At 39.8% G+C, this 16,919-nt stretch carries 13 protein-coding genes; 11 read left to right on the top strand and 2 right to left on the bottom strand.

What is annotated here, in order from left to right; genetic code table 11:
• The first annotated feature begins 157 nt into the window (after nt 1-157).
• The 6 genes from ACIQXF_RS03385 to ACIQXF_RS03360 all read left to right on the top strand — a co-directional run bounded on the left by ACIQXF_RS03385 (nt 158) and on the right by ACIQXF_RS03360 (nt 9,313).
• Nucleotides 158-640 (top strand): PTS sugar transporter subunit IIA, encoded by a 483-nt coding sequence (locus ACIQXF_RS03385; protein ID WP_402779148.1) that lies wholly within the window; start codon nt 158-160, stop codon nt 638-640.
• A 101-nt stretch (nt 641-741) separates the two neighbouring features.
• A complete protein-coding gene (gene nagE / locus ACIQXF_RS03380) occupies nt 742-2,175 on the top strand; it encodes an N-acetylglucosamine-specific PTS transporter subunit IIBC (protein WP_402779145.1) in 1,434 nt (477 codons plus the stop codon).
• Between the two features lie 131 nt (nt 2,176-2,306).
• On the top strand, nt 2,307-3,071 hold the full coding sequence (locus tag ACIQXF_RS03375) for a TrmH family RNA methyltransferase (protein WP_402779142.1): 765 nt from the start codon (nt 2,307-2,309) through the stop codon (nt 3,069-3,071).
• Between the two features lie 599 nt (nt 3,072-3,670).
• A complete protein-coding gene (gene pheS / locus ACIQXF_RS03370; RefSeq protein WP_402779139.1) occupies nt 3,671-4,708 on the top strand; it encodes a phenylalanine--tRNA ligase subunit alpha in 1,038 nt (345 codons plus the stop codon).
• Nucleotides 4,709-4,720: 12 nt separating this feature from the next.
• The gene (gene pheT / locus ACIQXF_RS03365) at nt 4,721-7,138 is read left to right on the top strand and encodes a phenylalanine--tRNA ligase subunit beta (RefSeq protein WP_402779136.1); all 2,418 of its coding nucleotides are present in this window, start codon (nt 4,721-4,723) and stop codon (nt 7,136-7,138) included.
• A gap of 207 nt (nt 7,139-7,345) precedes the next feature.
• Complete coding sequence (locus ACIQXF_RS03360) at nt 7,346-9,313, top strand: methyl-accepting chemotaxis protein (protein WP_402779133.1); 1,968 nt, start codon at nt 7,346-7,348, stop codon at nt 9,311-9,313.
• 94 nt (nt 9,314-9,407) lie between these two features.
• Here the strand turns inward: ACIQXF_RS03360 and rnhC are convergent, their stop codons facing one another.
• Complete coding sequence (gene rnhC / locus ACIQXF_RS03355; protein ID WP_402779130.1) at nt 9,408-10,334, bottom strand: ribonuclease HIII; 927 nt, start codon at nt 10,332-10,334, stop codon at nt 9,408-9,410.
• 190 nt (nt 10,335-10,524) lie between these two features.
• Between rnhC and zapA the strand changes: the two genes are divergently transcribed.
• The 5 genes from zapA to ACIQXF_RS03330 are packed head-to-tail and all read left to right on the top strand — an operon-like array spanning nt 10,525 to nt 15,917.
• The gene (gene zapA, locus ACIQXF_RS03350) at nt 10,525-10,785 is read left to right on the top strand and encodes a cell division protein ZapA (protein WP_402779127.1); all 261 of its coding nucleotides are present in this window, start codon (nt 10,525-10,527) and stop codon (nt 10,783-10,785) included.
• Nucleotides 10,786-10,790: 5 nt separating this feature from the next.
• The gene (locus ACIQXF_RS03345; protein WP_402779124.1) at nt 10,791-11,330 is read left to right on the top strand and encodes a CvpA family protein; all 540 of its coding nucleotides are present in this window, start codon (nt 10,791-10,793) and stop codon (nt 11,328-11,330) included.
• A gap of 57 nt (nt 11,331-11,387) precedes the next feature.
• Complete coding sequence (gene polX / locus ACIQXF_RS03340) at nt 11,388-13,097, top strand: DNA polymerase/3'-5' exonuclease PolX (protein WP_402779122.1); 1,710 nt, start codon at nt 11,388-11,390, stop codon at nt 13,095-13,097.
• An 18-nt stretch (nt 13,098-13,115) separates the two neighbouring features.
• Complete coding sequence (locus tag ACIQXF_RS03335; protein ID WP_402779119.1) at nt 13,116-15,482, top strand: endonuclease MutS2; 2,367 nt, start codon at nt 13,116-13,118, stop codon at nt 15,480-15,482.
• A gap of 21 nt (nt 15,483-15,503) precedes the next feature.
• Entirely contained in the window at nt 15,504-15,917 is a 414-nt protein-coding gene (locus ACIQXF_RS03330) for a DUF350 domain-containing protein (protein ID WP_370041571.1), read from the top strand.
• Nucleotides 15,918-16,031: 114 nt separating this feature from the next.
• Here ACIQXF_RS03330 and ACIQXF_RS03325 read toward each other — a convergent pair.
• Nucleotides 16,032-16,919 (bottom strand): transposase (locus ACIQXF_RS03325; protein WP_402779117.1); only part of this gene is annotated, 888 nt, incomplete at its 5' end.

Below are 16,919 nucleotides of genomic sequence, written 5' to 3'. Positions count from 1 at the left end.
ATATGAATTAATCAACGATATAAGCTGTGAAACAAGTCGTACAGAATTTTCCTACTTCCCATCCTTTTCCTGTTCTGCATCATCTGACAGAAAAATATAGTGGAGTATACATTTTTTTGATTCCTTCTTCATGATATATGCAAAGGAGGTCGTACCAATGTTGTCAAAATTATTCGCTAAACGTAGGCTACACATATATGCGCCCGTCAATGGTGAGGTCGTGCCGCTTAGTCAAGTGCCTGATCCTGTCTTTAGTGAAAAGATGCTTGGTGAAGGGCTGGCAATTATGCCAAGTCAGGGGGCTGTTCATGCTCCGATTGATGGGACAGTAATGCTTGTTGCAGCAACAAAGCATGCTATTGGTTTCCGTGCATTGGATGGAACAGAGATACTAATTCATATCGGTCTAGAAACGGTTTCATTAAAGGGGCAAGGTTTCCATGTACTTGTTCAAGAAGGGGATGCCGTTTCACTTGGGCAAAGAGTGATAGAGGTAGATTGGGACTATATTCGAAAAAATACAAAGAGTATTATAACACCAATACTTATTACCAATAGAACAGATCACCAAGTACAATACGAAGGGGCAAAGGAAGGTATTGTGGGTAAAACATTGCTGATGACGGTCTCTCCAAAGTAATTGGAAGGAGGTATTACTAAAGGCTAAGGGAACAGAAAGTGCGCACATTTCATACTGTTTAAGGACTTCACCTTATTACATTGAAAAGGGGAGCATTTCGTATGAAGAAATATCTACAAAGATTAGGTCGCTCTTTGATGTTACCAGTTGCTGTATTGCCAGCAGCAGCTATTTTGATGGGGATTGGGTATTGGATTGACCCTTCTGGCTGGGGTTCGGACAGTGTGTTAGCAGCATTTTTAATAAAGGCGGGAGCCTCTATTATCGACCACATCCCGATTTTGTTTGCAGTTGGGGTTGCATTTGGAATGGCCAAGGATAAGGATGGCTCGGCTGCAATTAGTGGTTTAGTTGCGTTCTTAGTCGTGACGACCATGTTGTCTACGAATACGGTTGCACTTTTACTAGGTATAGATGTAGAAAGTGTTGATGCTGCGTTTGGTAAGATTGATAATGCATTTATTGGTATTCTTTCAGGTTTGATTGCAGCAGCCATGTATAATCGATTTAGTCAAGTTAAGCTTCCGGATTTCTTAGCGTTCTTTAGTGGTAAGCGGCTTGTACCCATCATGTCAGCAGTGGCGATGCTTGTAGCTTCTGCGCTGCTATTTTATATTTGGCCGATTGTTTTTGGCGCACTGGTGTCCTTTGGTGAAAGCATAAGTGCTTTAGGAGCCTTTGGTGCTGGATTGTACGGATTCTTTAACCGTTTGTTAATTCCAACAGGACTCCATCATGCCTTAAACACGGTATTTTGGTTTGATACGGTTGGTATTAATGATATCGGTAAGTTCTGGGATGGTTCGGGTGTTAAAGGAGTAACGGGCATGTATCAGGCTGGATTCTTCCCAATTATGATGTTCGGTTTACCAGCAGCAGGTCTTGCCATGTACCATACGGCGAAAACTAAACGTAAAAAGCAAGTTGCATCATTGGTGTTGGCAGCAGGCTTCACGTCATTCTTTACTGGTGTGACAGAGCCATTAGAGTTTTCATTCATGTTCTTAGCACCAGTTCTCTACGTGGTACATGCGATTTTAACTGGACTTTCTTTATTCATCGCGGCCGCCTTTCATTGGACTGCAGGGTTTGGCTTTAGTGCAGGGTTTGTCGATTATATTTTAAGTATGCGTTTACCTATGGCCAATGTACCGTTAATGCTTGTCGTGCAGGGATTAGTGTTTGCTGTCGTTTACTATTTCGTGTTCAGGTTTTTAATTGTGAAATTTGATATGAAAACGTTAGGTAGAGAAGATGAGGATGAAGAAGTGGCTACAACTTCATCAGATACATCGTTTGCAAAATTAGCTACTGAAATTTATGCCGGCTTAGGCGGCGCTTCGAATGTCAGCTCCATTAATTATTGTGCCACTCGCTTACGTGTAGAAGTAGAAGATATAAAGAATGTGGATCAACAACGTATTAAAAATACAGGAGTGTATGGCATTAATATCGTTGGTCCGAACAGTCTACAAGTAATTGTTGGGGCGAATGTACAATTTGTCGCGGATGAAATCGGTAAGCTACGAAAATAATTTTAGGAATAACGAGCTGTTTAGCGAGGATAAAACCTTGATAAACAGCTTTTTATGTGCGATTGTGAAAAATGCCGTTTTCTGCGGTATAATAAGGAGCAATAAATAGGAAAAAGGCGGTAAGATGTGTAATGAAAAGAATTGAATCTACGCAAAATGCGTTAGTGAAATATTGGAAGAAGCTAGCGACAACACGTAAAGAGCGTGAACGATCTGGAGAATTTATAGTAGAAGGGTTCCATTTAGTGGAGGAAGCACTGAAAAATAATGAGCAGGTACTTCAGCTAATTGTACGTGAGGGTGTAGATTTACCAATGCTTTGGCCGATTGATAATGTATCCATCGTTGAAGTAACTGCGGCTGTTGCAAAGGAGTTTGCTGAAACGGAGACATCTCAAGGTGTATTTGCAGTTTGTAAGCAGCCTTTGTTAGCAGAAGATGTAGTGGCTTCCTGGCGCAAGGTGTTATTGATTGATGCTGTACAAGATCCAGGGAATATTGGAACGATGATTCGTACAGCGGATGCTGCCGGTTTAGATGCAGTAATTCTCGGTAAAGGCTGTGCAGATTTATATAATCCTAAAACACTTCGTTCCGCACAGGGCTCACATTTCCATATTCCTGTTCTTCGTGGTGATTTAGAGGGCTGGATTGAACAGCTACAGGAAAATAATGTACCAGTATTTGGAACAGCCTTAGATGAAGATGCAGTTGTCTATAGCGATATTGACCATACAGGTGCGTTTGCAATAATGATGGGCAATGAAGGAAGTGGCATTCATCCGCAGCTACTTGCCATGACAGATCAAAATATTATTATCCCGATTTTTGGACAGGCTGAATCTTTAAATGTAGCCGTGGCAACAGGCATAGTTTTATATGGATTTGTTAAGTAGTTAATCAAAGCAATTTCTACTATGGTTAAAAGTATTTGATAAAATTGTTAAAAGTAGTATCATTACCAAAAGTTGAAGAAGACATTTTTAAAAATACATGCCCTGTGTATTATAGTTGATTGGAATGGAGACTGGGTTACTCCTTGGGGGATTAACGTGCCCAGTCAGAACGGAAGTTAACCACATGCTATGGTGATAAGCTAAAAAATTGCCGATAAAAGCCATCAATATCGCTGGTAATGGACACATGGCTCTTGATTTGAAATGGTATTGTATTGTATAATCACTGTTAAAATGAAATCTTGAATACTAAAATGCTTTGACCGGGGAGTAGTAAAGAGTGTGAATGGGCGACAGGGAGCGTAGGCCGGAGATTGAGAGCCAGCGCCGTACCAATGCAGTTTTGAATTCATCCCGCGAGCAGCTACCGGGACCAGCGAAATGCTGTAAAGGTATGCCGGCTTTAATCTAGTCGTTATGTCAATGAAGTGATTGCAAGGAATTTGCCTTGCAATAACTAGGGTGGTACCGCGAATATGTCCTCGTCCCTTTTTTAGGGGCGAGTTTTTTTATGCCATCAAAACAAGGAGGATTTATACATGGAAGAGCAATTAAAGCAGTTAGAGCAAGAAGCACTTGCTAAAATTGAAGCAGCAGCAAATTTAAAAGAGTTAAATGATGTTCGAGTAGCGTATTTAGGGAAAAAAGGACCTATCACAGATTTATTAAAAGGGATGGGGAAATTATCAGCTGAGGAACGCCCGAAAATGGGTGCCTTAGTCAATAAGGTTCGTGAAAATGTAACTGCAGTATTAGAGGAAAAAGTAACAGTACTTGAGGAAGCGGCCATTGCAGAAAAATTAGCAAGTGAGTCGATTGATGTCACTTTACCAGGTCGTGAAATTAAAGTAGGAAATCGTCATCCATTGACACGCGTTATTGAAGAAATTGAAGATTTATTTATCGGTATGGGCTATGAAATTGCAGAGGGTCCTGAAGTGGAGAAGGATTACTATAACTTTGAAGCATTAAACTTACCAAAAGGACACCCTGCTCGTGATATGCAGGATTCGTTCTATATTTCCGAGGAAATATTATTACGTACGCATACATCTCCAGTGCAAGCTCGCACAATGGAAGAGAAAAAAGGTGAATCTATTCGCATTATTTGCCCAGGGAAAGTGTTCCGTCGCGACAACGATGATGCTACACACTCTCACCAATTTATGCAAATTGAAGGGCTAGTTATTGGCGAAAATATTCGTATGAGTGATCTTAAAGGTACTTTAGATTCTCTAGCGAAGAAAATGTTTGGTGCTGATCGTGAAATTCGATTACGTCCGAGCTTTTTCCCATTCACAGAGCCGTCTGTTGAAATGGATATTTCTTGCTTCAAATGTGGTGGTTCAGGCTGTAACGTATGTAAAGGTACAGGCTGGATTGAAATTTTAGGTGCAGGAATGGTACATCCAAATGTACTTGAAATGGCTGGCTATGATCCGAAAAAAGTTTCAGGCTTTGCATTCGGTATCGGTGCAGAACGTATCGCAATGTTGAAATATGGTGTCGACGATATTCGTCATTTCTATACAAGTGACACACGTTTCTTATCACAATTCGAGCGAACAGAGGCGTAAGGGGGATAAAAAATGTTAGTATCATTAGAATGGTTAAAAGATTATGTAAGTACGCAGGACTTAGCGCCTGAACAGTTGGCTGAAAAAATTACGCGCTCTGGAATTGAGGTAGATGCAGTAATTGATCGAGCTAATGGGATGGATAAAATTGTTGTCGGCTATGTCGTATCAAAAGAGAAACATCCTGAGGCAGATAAATTAAATATTTGCCAAGTAGATGTTGGTGAAGCTGAACCACAACAAATTATTTGTGGTGCTCCTAACGTCGATGCTGGCCAAAAAGTTATTGTTGCTCGTCCCGGTGCACATCTACCAGGTGGCATTAAAATAAAAAAAGCAAAGCTTCGCGGACATGAATCAAACGGTATGATTTGTTCATTACAAGAGCTAGGAATCGAAGGGAAACTTGTTCCTAAAGCATATTCTGAAGGTATTTATGTACTTCCTGCTGATGCTGAAGTCGGTTCGGATGTCCTTGCTATTTTAGGTCTGCGTGACACAGTACTAGAGCTAGGTTTAACACCAAATCGCTCAGATGCACTGTCAATGCTGGGTGTGGCGTACGAAGTCGGCGCAATTCTTTCTGAGGAAGTAAAGTATCCAGAAATCGCCTACAACACATCCTCTGAGAAAGCGGAAGACGTGTTAAAACTTCGAGTAGAAGATTTACAAGCAAACCCGATGTATGTTGCTAAAGTTGTAAAAAATGTAAAAATTGCTGAATCACCAATGTGGTTACAAAATCGTTTAATGGCAGCAGGCGTACGTCCACATAATAATGTTGTCGATGTAACGAACTACATTTTAATGGAATACGGCCAACCGCTTCATGCCTTTGACTACGATAGCCTTGCAACAGGTGAAATTGTTGTGCGTAAAGCAGCAGAAGGCGAAAAAATTACAACATTAGATGACCAAGAACGTACATTAAAAGCAACAGATTTAGTCATTACAAATGGCAAGGAGCCAGTAGCAATCGCAGGTGTAATGGGTGGTGCAAACTCTGAAGTAACAGAGTCTACAACTACAGTTGTTATTGAATCTGCTTACTTCGATGGCTTAACTGTACGCCAAACATCACGTCACCTTGGGCTTCGTTCAGATGCTTCTGCTCGTTTTGAAAAGGGTGTTGACCCTAACCGAGTATTACCTGCGGCTGAACGTGCTGCGGCATTACTAGCTGAATTAGCTGGCGGCGAAGTATTAGAAGGTACATGTCTTGTCGATGAACTAGATAAATCACCAGCGCGTGTTGTTGTGTCTCCAGACTTCATCAATGAACGTTTAGGTATGAAAATTTCATTAGAAGATATGCTGTCAATTTTAGAACGTCTGAAATTTGGCGTAGAGGCAGCAAATGGCCTATTGATTATTGATGCACCAACGCGTCGTCAAGACATTAAAATAGAAGAAGATATCGTAGAGGAGATTGCTCGACTTTACGGCTATGATGAAATTCCAATGACATTACCAGAGGGAGCTAACCAGGTTGGCCGTTTAACACCTTACCAAGCGAATCGTCGCGTAGTGCGCAATTTCATGGAGGGTGCTGGCCTTTACCAAGCTGTTACGTACTCATTGACGTCTGAGGCATTATCACAACGTTTTGCATTGAAGACAGAGCCAGTAACCCGTTTACTAATGCCTATGAGTGAAGAACGTTCAACATTACGTCAAAGCCTTATTCCACATTTAATTGAAGCAGCTACTTATAATGTTGCACGTCAAGCTGACAGTGTGACATTGTATGAAATCGGTTCAGTGTTCCTTGGCCAATCAAATGAGGGGCTACCATTTGAGGAAGAGCATGTGGCAGCAGTATTAACAGGAAAATGGCTTGAGCATGCTTGGCAGGGTGAGAAAAAAGAAGTAGACTTCTTCGTTTTAAAAGGAATTGTAGAAGGTGTTATCGGTAAGCTTGGTTTAGAGGATCGCATTTCATTTATGAAAGTACAAGTAGATGGCTTACACCCTGGACGCACGGCTAGCATTCTTTTAGATGGTGAACAAGTCGGCATTATCGGCGGCTTACATCCTGCAGAGCAAAAAGCATGGGGTGTCAAAGACACATATGTAATGGAAATGAATCTAGTAGCATTATTAAATGCCACTGCACAGGAAGCGCCACTTGCCTATACGCCAGTGCCACGTTTCCCAGCAACGTCTCGGGATATCGCACTTATTATGGATCGTTCAACAACAGCTGGAGAAGTCATTACGGTTATTCGCTCGGCTGGCGTGAAATTATTGAAAGATGTGCGTGTCTTTGACGTATATGAAGGTGAGAAAATGGAAGCTGGTAAGAAATCAGTTGCATTCTCATTAACATACTTTGATCCAGAGTATACATTAACAGACGAAGAGATTGTTGCAGCACATAACAAAGTGCTAAAAGCAATTGCTTCAATCGAAGGTACAGAAGTACGCTAAATTAAATAACTATTCTAAGCTGTCTCGTAATCGAGGCAGCTTTTTTATGTTTAGTGGACAGGATGGTCACATCAGGATTTAGTACATACTATTCGCATATTTCGGTGTTTTAATAATATTTCGAAATAATAAAAAATAAATCTTTAGTATTTATTATGTGTATAGTAGAAACTGGATAGAAAAAAATAGTAAGAGGAGATATTAATCTTGAAAGATTATCGAAAACGAAAAAGCTTATCCGTGCGTGCTCGATTAATTTGGGCGTTTACATTGACACTCTTAATTCCAAGTATAGCGATTGGTACGTTTTCATACATGAAATCGGATAATCTATATTATAACGAGTTAAGTGATAGCTCACGAGAGAATGTCGATTTAATAAATACTTTAGTGACAAAAGAAATTACTCCAATCATAAGTGATGCAGAATATTTGGCATCTTTTTTTAATAAGGATTGGCAAGATGCAGATGCATTAAAGGAATTAGATAAATATAATGCTTTACATAATAGTGTTTCGGTAGTTGCTTTAACACTAGAAGGACATGGGTTTTTACGTAATCCGTCTCATGAAATGCCGTCTGATTATAATCCATTTTTGCGTCCGTGGTATTTAAAGGCTATGGAGTTGCCGGGTAAAGGGGTCATGATAGACCCATATAAATCAAATATTTCAGGCGATCTAACTCTAACTGTATCAGCAGGATTACGTGACAAATCGGGAGTTGTTTCCATAGACTTGAACCTTGCTGAAATTGCGGAGCTCGTGAATACAGTGCAAATTGGAAAAAATGGTTATACATCATTAGTTAATGCCAATAATCTTACAATAGCAGATCCATTTGTAAAAGTGGGAACCAAGCTGCAGGATTCGTATATAGAAAAGATGCAGGGCAAGGAAGCAGGGAGCTTTAAAATTGAGGAAGATGGCAAGCAGCTTCAAGTATTTTTCACTACCAATAAACTTACAGGGTGGAAAATTATCGGTACGATGGACTTAACAGATGTTACAGATATCACAACTCCAATTTTAAAATCGACAGTAGGAGTCATTGCTATTGCTTTAATTATCTGTGGGATAATTGGTGGCATGATAATCGCCTCAATCACTCGTCCACTGAAACAGCTCTCTACTGTGGCTGAACAAGTAGGTGAAGGCGATTTACGCAAACTTATCGATATAAAAACAAATGATGAAATTGGCAAATTGTCTACTATTTTTAATAAAATGATTTTATCTTTACGTGAGGTAGTTGGTAATATTGGCGAGAAATCAAATTTATTAGCCGCTTCTTCTGAGCAATTAACAGCAAGCACTACAGAAAATAAACGAGCTACAACACAAATCGTTGATTCCATTCAAACTTTTGCTGAGACAGTTGATCTGCAGGCAGATACGATGAATGACAGTACTAGTGCGGTACTTGAAATGTCTTCATCTATTCAACGTATTTCAGCAAAGGCAGATGCTGTTAATGAGATGTCTAACAAAGCAATGGATGCTGTTATGATAGGTGATGAAACGATACATTCAGCTGTTCAACAAATGACGATGATTCAAAATACGGTACAAGCCCTCGAAAATACAGTGCAAACATTAGGCAAGCGTTCTCATGAAATTGGCCGCATTGTAGAGGCTATAACCCAAATTGCTGATCAAACGAACCTATTAGCTTTAAATGCAGCAATTGAAGCCGCTCGTGCAGGTGAGCAAGGAAAAGGATTTGCAATCGTTGCTGATGAAGTAAGAAAACTAGCTGAGCAATCTGCACAATCAACATTGCAAATTAAGGACATTATTTCATATATTCAAGAAGATACAAAGCTAGCGATTGAATCAATGGCGGCTGGTTCAGCAGAGGTCATGAAAGGTATTGATGTAACGAATATGGCAGGAAAGTCATTTGAAGAGATTCGTACTAATGTGCAGAACGTTACACATGAAATAGGGCAAATTTCAGAATCATCTAAAGTTATATCTCAGCGTTCCAATCAAGTGGTAATGGGAATTGAGACCGTGCTTGAGCGTACAAATGAAAATACAGCAAGTGCACAAAATATTTCCGCTGCGACAGAAGAACAGCTTGCTTCTATGGAAGAAATTGCAGCATCCGCCGAAGCACTTGCTGAAATGTCAGAAAATCTTCAACGAACGATTCAACAATTCAAATATTGAGCTAAGAATAAATAAAAAATTTCGCTAACTACAGGCGAGAGGCAAGTCGTGTAGACTTGTATTCTGCCTGAGGATAGCGAAATTTTTTTGCAATTTATATCCTTTTTCTTGCCTTTTCTGTATTAGCAAAATGCCATTTCGTAATAGACCGTAAAAACTCTTCACCTTGTCCACGCCAAATACGTGCTGCTAATGCATCTACTTTTGCTGAAGCACCTTTCAATAACTCAATACCAGCAAGCTCACTTAGTCGATCCATCTCCTTTAAAAATGCTGCACGAGCTAAAATAGATGCGGTTGCTACTGAAACATGTAATTGCTCGGCTTTCGTAGAAAACAGTACATCGTCTCGAACAATTTCTCGCTCATTTTTTAAGTAATTGTAATATACACCCCGTTCAGCAAACTGATCTATCAAAATATGCTCAGGTCTTTCTGGTGCCATTTTTGATAGTGTATGAATGAGTGCTTTATTGTGCATCATGGCCTTCATTTTACCTTGTGAGTAACCACGTGATTGTAATTGGTTGTATTTCTCATTACGTAGTACAAGCACACTATGGATACAAGCTGCTCGCAAATCCGGCGCTATTTTACGCATATAATCATCCGTTAACATTTTCGAATCTTTAACGCCTAGTTCGTTTAAAAGCTCAATTTTTGAAGAAGGTACATAGACCGCCGCAACTGTAATTGGTCCGAAATAATCACCAGTGCCAGTTTCATCCGAGCCTAACACCGACATCGTAGCAAAGTCATTTGGAAGTACATCGCCCTTTGCTCCAATTGGAGAAGCTTTCTGAGTATTAGTTGTGTCGATGTTCCCCCAGCGAGAAGCTTCGCGTTCGGCTCCTCCTCCTTGGAACATTAATTTACCTGATTTGTACATCGTAATTGCCGTGTCTGGGAGCTTTGCAGCAAAGATAACACCAGGTGCTTTTCGTTCCACAAAATGGCTTGCATAGTAGGCCATCACCTCTTTTTGTATATTTGTTGATATGGAAAGTACAATATTTGACATTAAATCGTTCCTTTCTGTCCTCGTTGTTCACAATTTTATACCTTTCATGGTATGATAATAAATAGCTTTTTTGTGTGTTGTTGCTCGAAATCGTAAAAATCGTGAGCACAAAGATTTTATCTTCATTCAGCGGAAGACTTCCACCTTTATAGGTGTGAGATGAATGCGAATTTGATAGGAGGGTGCGACTATGGAAAATCAAGATAAGAATAAAATTTCTGTGGAAATATACGGTCATACATATAAAATGGTCGGCTCTGAATCCATTGGACATATGCGGCTTGTGGCTTCGATTGTTGATGACCGTATGCGCGAAATGAATGTACATAATCCCTCACTTGATAGCACAAAGCTTGCCGTTCTTACAGCAGTAAATACCGTTCACGATTATTTACTATTAAAAGAACAAATGGAGCAACTAGAAGAAGAATTGAAAAAATTAAAGGGTTGAAGTGAATGTTAGATTTAATCATATTAGTGGTACTATTAGCTGGGATCGTCGTTGGTGCAAAACGTGGTTTTATCGTACAGATGATGCATATTGTTAGCTTTGTAGTTGCCCTAATTGTTGCGTATATTTATTATAAGCCATTAGCACAGAAATTTGTGTTCTGGATTCCATATCCAGGTGTAACGGATTCAGGTAGTCTTGGAGTCATGATTGATAGCTTGGATTTAGACCGCACATTTTACCGTGTCATTGCCTTTGCCGTTATTTTCTTTGCGGTGAAAATTTCGTTGCAAATTGTGGCATCGATTTTTGATTTTATAGCGTATTTACCAGTGTTACACACAGTGAATCGTTGGCTTGGAGCATTATTTGGCATGATTGAAAATTATTTAATTATGTTTATTTTGCTTTACATTCTTGCTTTATTGCCAGTGGATTTCATTCAAAGTTTAATGTCGAAATCGTTGTTAAGTGGTCTCATTCTGGAGCATACACCGATCATTACAAAGATGTTCCAAAACTGGTGGTATATTTATATGCAATAACAACTTGGCACTTCTCTCGGTTTTGAGGGAAGTGTTTTTACGATAGGGAGAATTTCGATGAACAAAAAAACAATTATTCGCACACTAGAAAAAATTGCATTATATATGGAATTACAAGGGGAGAATTCATTCAAAGTGTCTGCCTTTCGAAAAGCTGCTGCGGCACTTGAGGGAGATGAGCGTTCTTTAAGTGAGATAGAAGATGTAACAAAGCTTAAAGGGATTGGTAAGGGAACAGCAGCTGTTATTGAAGATTTAATGACAACGGGGGAATCGAGCTTATTAAAAGAATTAGAAGAAATTGTACCAAAAGGGTTGCTCCCATTATTAAAACTTCCAGGCTTAGGTGGTAAAAAAATAGCCAAGCTTCATCAAGAGCTAGGAATTGACTCTGTGGAAAGCTTAAAGGCTGCCTGCGAAGCATGTAAAGTTCGTGAGCTAGCAGGCTTTGCAGCAAAAACAGAAGAAAAAATTTTAAAAGAACTTGCCAATTTAGCAAATCGTTCAGAGCGTTTACCGATTTGGTATCTCGAGCCTGTCGTTTTACAAATCGAGGCGCTTCTAGGTAGTATGGAAGAAGTGGAACGTTTTTCTGTTGCAGGAAGCTTTCGTCGCGCAGCAGAAACAAGTAAAGATATTGATTTTATCGTAGTAACTGAAGAAGTTGAAGCGGTGCGTGAGAAATTATTGAATGGGCTTTCTATTCAAGAGGTAGTGGCGGCTGGCGATACGAAAATTTCAGTTATTTTAGATCTTGATGAGCCAGTAAGTGTAGATTTTCGATTAGTGAAAGATGCTGAATATGCAACTGCTCTACATCATTTCACAGGCTCAAAAGATCATAATGTTCGCATGCGTCAAATTGCAAAAGCACGTGGTGAGAAGATTAGTGAATATGGCGTAGAGCAGGCAGATGGCACTGTGTTGACATTTAAGGGTGAAGAGGAGTTTTTTGCCCACTTTGATTTACCATTTATCCCACCTAGCTTACGTACAGGTGCAACAGAGTTTGACAAAACGGCTGACATTAAAAATTTAGTAACACTAGATGATATCAATGCAGATTTGCATATGCATACGACGTGGTCTGATGGAGCATACTCTGTTGCGGAAATGGGCGAGGCATTAATAGCACATGGCTATCAATATAGCGTTATTACGGATCATTCACAATTCTTAAAAGTAGCGAACGGTTTAACGCCTGAGCGTTTAGTAAAACAGCGTGCTGAAATAGACGCATTTAACGAAGCACATCCAGAATTTCAGTTATATGCAGGGACGGAAATGGATATTTTGCCAGATGGTTCACTCGATTTTGCAGATGAAGTCCTAAGAGAATTAGATTTTGTAATTGCCTCTATTCACTCTAGCTTTACACAATCACAGGAAAAAATAATGGCACGTTTACTTACAGCAATGCAAAATCCGTATGTTCATATGATTGCACATCCAACTGGGCGCATTATAGAGGATCGTAATGGCTATAATCCTGATATGGAGCAATTAATTGCTTGGGCGAAGGAATATGGTAAAATTTTAGAGTTAAATGCAAATCCATATCGCCTTGATTTATGTGTGAAGCATTTAGAAATGGCTTTGGCAGCAGGTGTGCCTGTTGCAATAAATACGGATGCCCATGATATTGCTCATTTACGCTTTATGGATATTGGAGTACGTTATGCAAACAGAGCATGGTTGAAAAAGGATATGATTGTGAATACATGGACGCATGAACAATTTGAAGCGTTCATTCGACGAAATAAATAGGTTGAGGAGGTGTTCTCAGTGATTGCAGAACGCGCATTGAAAACACTAGAATATGATAAAGTACGTGAGCAAGTGGCTACATACTGTACTTCTTCAATCGGTAAAACAGCCATTGATGAGCTTGTACCACAAACAGATTACGAGAAAGTTGTACAATTATTAGAAGAAATGGATGAAGGACTATCTATTTTACGTGTTAAAGGCAATGTGCCGATGGGTGGAATTTTTGATGTTCGACCTGCCGCAAGGCGTGCACAAATAGGTGGCATGCTTTCAGCGATGGAATTAATGGAAGTTTCAAGTACGATTCGAGCAAGTAGAATTCTTCGCAATTTCATTGAAGATTTACAAGCAGAGGAAGTGATTGACATTCCTCATTTCATCGCTAAAAAGGAAGCAATGCCCGCTTTAACAGGCTTGCAGCATGAAATTAATAACTGCATCGATGACAACGGAACAGTGCTAGACTCTGCAAGTCAAACTTTGCGCTCCATTCGCCAATCTTTGCGTGCTGAAGAGGCTAAAGTACGTTCAAAGCTTGAAAGTCTTATTCGTGGGAGTAATGCTTCAAAAATGCTCTCAGATGCACTTGTAACGATTCGTAATGATCGCTTTGTTATTCCAGTTAAGCAGGAGTATCGTCATCATTATGGTGGGATTGTTCATGACCAATCTTCTTCTGGTCAAACATTATTTATCGAGCCAGATTCGGTCGTGCAAGCGAATAATGAAATTCATCGACTAAAAATGAAGGAGCAGGCTGAAATTGAACGCATCTTACTTGCTTTAAGTGCCATGGTAGAGGAAGTAGCTCCTGATTTATTTAACTTAGTAAAAGTACTAGGTGAAATAGATGTCATTTTAGCAAAGGGTAAGTACGGACAAGCAAATAAATGTACAATGCCTAAAATGAATAACGATGGTTATATTCGACTTGTGCGTGCACGTCATCCACTTTTACCGATCGAAACGGCAGTCGCCAATGATATTGAATTTGGGAAAGACATTACGGCAATTGTTATTACAGGACCAAACACAGGTGGTAAAACGGTAACCTTAAAAACAGTTGGACTATGTACAATGATGGCACAGGCTGGGTTACCCGTACCCGCTCTTGATGGTTCAGAGTTAGCCGTTTTCAAGCAGCTATTTGCAGATATTGGCGATGAACAGTCAATCGAACAGTCATTGTCAACATTCTCATCTCATATGGTCAACATTGTAGATATTTTACAAAAGTTTGATTCCGAATCACTCGTACTATTTGATGAATTAGGTGCTGGGACAGATCCACAGGAAGGGGCAGCTCTTGCCATCTCCATTTTAGATGAAGTACACGGTCGGGGTGCCCGAGTTATGGCAACGACGCACTATCCTGAGCTAAAGGCATACGGCTATAATCGCCCAGGAGTTGCCAATGCAAGTGTAGAGTTTGATATAGAGACATTGAGTCCAACATATCGTCTACTTATTGGTGTTCCTGGTCGCTCCAATGCATTTGAAATCTCAAATCGCCTTGGCTTGCCAGAATCGATTATAGATAGAGCAAAAAGCTTTACTGGTACAGATCGCCATGAGGTAGAGTCAATGATTGCTTCACTTGAAGAGACTCGTCGCCAATCAGAAGATGATGCAGAGCGTTCTCATGCATTACTGATGGAATCAGAGGTCCTAAGGAAAGAGCTGCAAGAAAAACTGCAAGCTTACGAGGAGCGTAAAGAGGCACTCGATAAAAAAGCGAAGGAAAAGGCTCGCAAAATTGTTGATGAAGCAAAGACAGAAGCCGAATCAATTATTGCGGAGCTTCGTGAAATGCGTAAAAATGCAGACCAAGTTGTTAAAGAGCATGAGCTTATCGAAGCCCGCAAACGGCTAGAAGAAGCAACACCTCTTGAAAACAATAAAGTGCTGAAAAAAGCAGCTCAAGTAAAGGAACGTGCACAAAACCTAGTTGTCGGGGACGAGGTAAAGGTGTTAAGCTATGGTCAACGAGGTACATTGCTTGAAAAAGTGTCAAATTCAGAATGGATTGTTCAAATGGGCATTTTGAAAATGAAAATCTCAGATAGTGATCTTGAGTACATTAAGCCAGAGAAAGAACCTGTGCAACGTATTTCTGGTGTAAAAAATCGCAATAGCCATGTAAAATTAGAATTAGATTTACGCGGGGAGCGATTTGAAGACGCCATTCTTCGTACTGAAAAATATATTGATGATGCTCTGCTTGCCAATTATGGGCGTGTGTCGATTATTCATGGTGTTGGTACAGGTGCATTACGCCAAGGAATTCAAAACTATTTGAAGAAGCACAAGCGTGTAAAATCCTTCCGTTTTGGTGAAGCCGGTGAAGGGGGCTTTGGCGTCACAGTTGTGGAATTGAAATAAGCTGTAAAGGGGACGGAGAAAATGCTGAATTCTAGCTTTTGGCGATACCCAATTATCGAAACGGCAGGATATTTTAGTGTTGTTGTGTTATGTTTAGTCGTCTCGATGGCATTATTCGAAGTCGTTACGAAATATAAAAATTGGGAAGAAATTAAAAATGGTAATGTCGCTGTGGCACTTGCAACAGGTGGGAAAATACTTGGGATCTGTAATATTTTCCGCTTTTCTATTGCGCGCCATAGTACATTAAGTGAAATGATTGGCTGGGGCCTTTTTGGTTTTACATTACTAATTGTGGCGTATTTCTTGTTTGAATTTATGACACCGCGTTTTAATGTAGATCAAGAAATCGCAAATGATAATCGCTCAGTCGGCTTCATTTCCTTTACTATTTCACTCGGACTATCGTTTGTAATTGGGGCAAGTATTGCATAGGAGTGTAATGACATGGAAAAATTAGCGAAAATACTAATCGTTGTTTGCATCGCATTTTTGGCAGTCGGTGTCTATTATATGATGACCGTTTAAACAAAAGAGGCTGGGACAAAACTAGCTGATATTCAAGAAAAAAGGGAAATCGATGTTATTCGATTTCCCTTTTTTCTTGTTTGACCCTATTTCTCGGTTAATGGCAGTGTATTTCCGAAGATTCACTGCCATTAATGCAAAGCCTATTTCGTTTTCAACCTTTGATTTTCCACGGACAGAAAATCGAGTGAAACGCAAATTAGCCTTCAAGAATCCAAAAACTGGTTCTACATCGATTTTTCGCTGTCGATAGATGGCACCGGTTTTTTCTTCTGAAAGCTTTGTTCTTACATATTCTTTTTGTTCTTCCCACGTTTCATTGATCATGACTGTCCTGTTATTTCCTTCTTTTGCTTTTGTACAGGATGAACGGAATGGACAATCTGTACAATCCTCACTTTCATAGATATTCAATGTACGTGTAAAACCATAATTATCTGTACGCTTGGAGACATATTGAAACGTCACTTTTTGTTCATTCGGGCAAATGAAAGTATCGTCTTCCTGATGATATGCCCAGTTGTCAGGTTTAAAAGGGTCCTCTTTATATTTTTTCTTTTGTTCTTTTATATAATTGTTATACGTAATGAGTGGAATGCGTTCTCGATTCGAAAGAATATCATCATAATTTTGTTCACTACCATAGCCCGCATCTGCGACAATATGTGTTGGTAATTCAAAAAACTGCTCTTCAATTCGGTCAAGGAAAGGAATCAACGTACGCGTATCGGTTGGGTTCGGAAAAATATCGTAAGCAAGTGCGAACTGCCCTTCAGAGGCGACTTGAAGATTGTAGCCAGCCTTTAATTGGCCATTTTTCATATAGTCATCCTTCATTCGCATAAATGTCGCGTCAATATCTGTTTTCGAATAACTATTACGCGTACCAAAAATCTTCATGTCTTCCTG

It is taken from the genome of Lysinibacillus sp. NPDC097231, assembly GCF_044761885.1.
Classification (GTDB): Bacteria; Bacillota; Bacilli; order Bacillales_A; family Planococcaceae; genus Lysinibacillus.
This window is presented reverse-complemented; position numbering and strand designations above follow the sequence as displayed.

Coding starts and splice junctions, on each gene's coding strand:
- rnhC (WP_402779130.1), bottom strand. CDS start 10,334: ATGTCAAATATTGTACTTTCCATATCAACAAATATACAAAAAGAGGTG.
- zapA (WP_402779127.1), top strand. CDS start 10,525: ATGGAAAATCAAGATAAGAATAAAATTTCTGTGGAAATATACGGTCAT.
- ACIQXF_RS03345 (WP_402779124.1), top strand. CDS start 10,791: ATGTTAGATTTAATCATATTAGTGGTACTATTAGCTGGGATCGTCGTT.
- ACIQXF_RS03385 (WP_402779148.1), top strand. CDS start 158: ATGTTGTCAAAATTATTCGCTAAACGTAGGCTACACATATATGCGCCC.
- pheT (WP_402779136.1), top strand. CDS start 4,721: ATGTTAGTATCATTAGAATGGTTAAAAGATTATGTAAGTACGCAGGAC.
- ACIQXF_RS03375 (WP_402779142.1), top strand. CDS start 2,307: ATGAAAAGAATTGAATCTACGCAAAATGCGTTAGTGAAATATTGGAAG.
- pheS (WP_402779139.1), top strand. CDS start 3,671: ATGGAAGAGCAATTAAAGCAGTTAGAGCAAGAAGCACTTGCTAAAATT.
- nagE (WP_402779145.1), top strand. CDS start 742: ATGAAGAAATATCTACAAAGATTAGGTCGCTCTTTGATGTTACCAGTT.
- polX (WP_402779122.1), top strand. CDS start 11,388: ATGAACAAAAAAACAATTATTCGCACACTAGAAAAAATTGCATTATAT.
- ACIQXF_RS03330 (WP_370041571.1), top strand. CDS start 15,504: ATGCTGAATTCTAGCTTTTGGCGATACCCAATTATCGAAACGGCAGGA.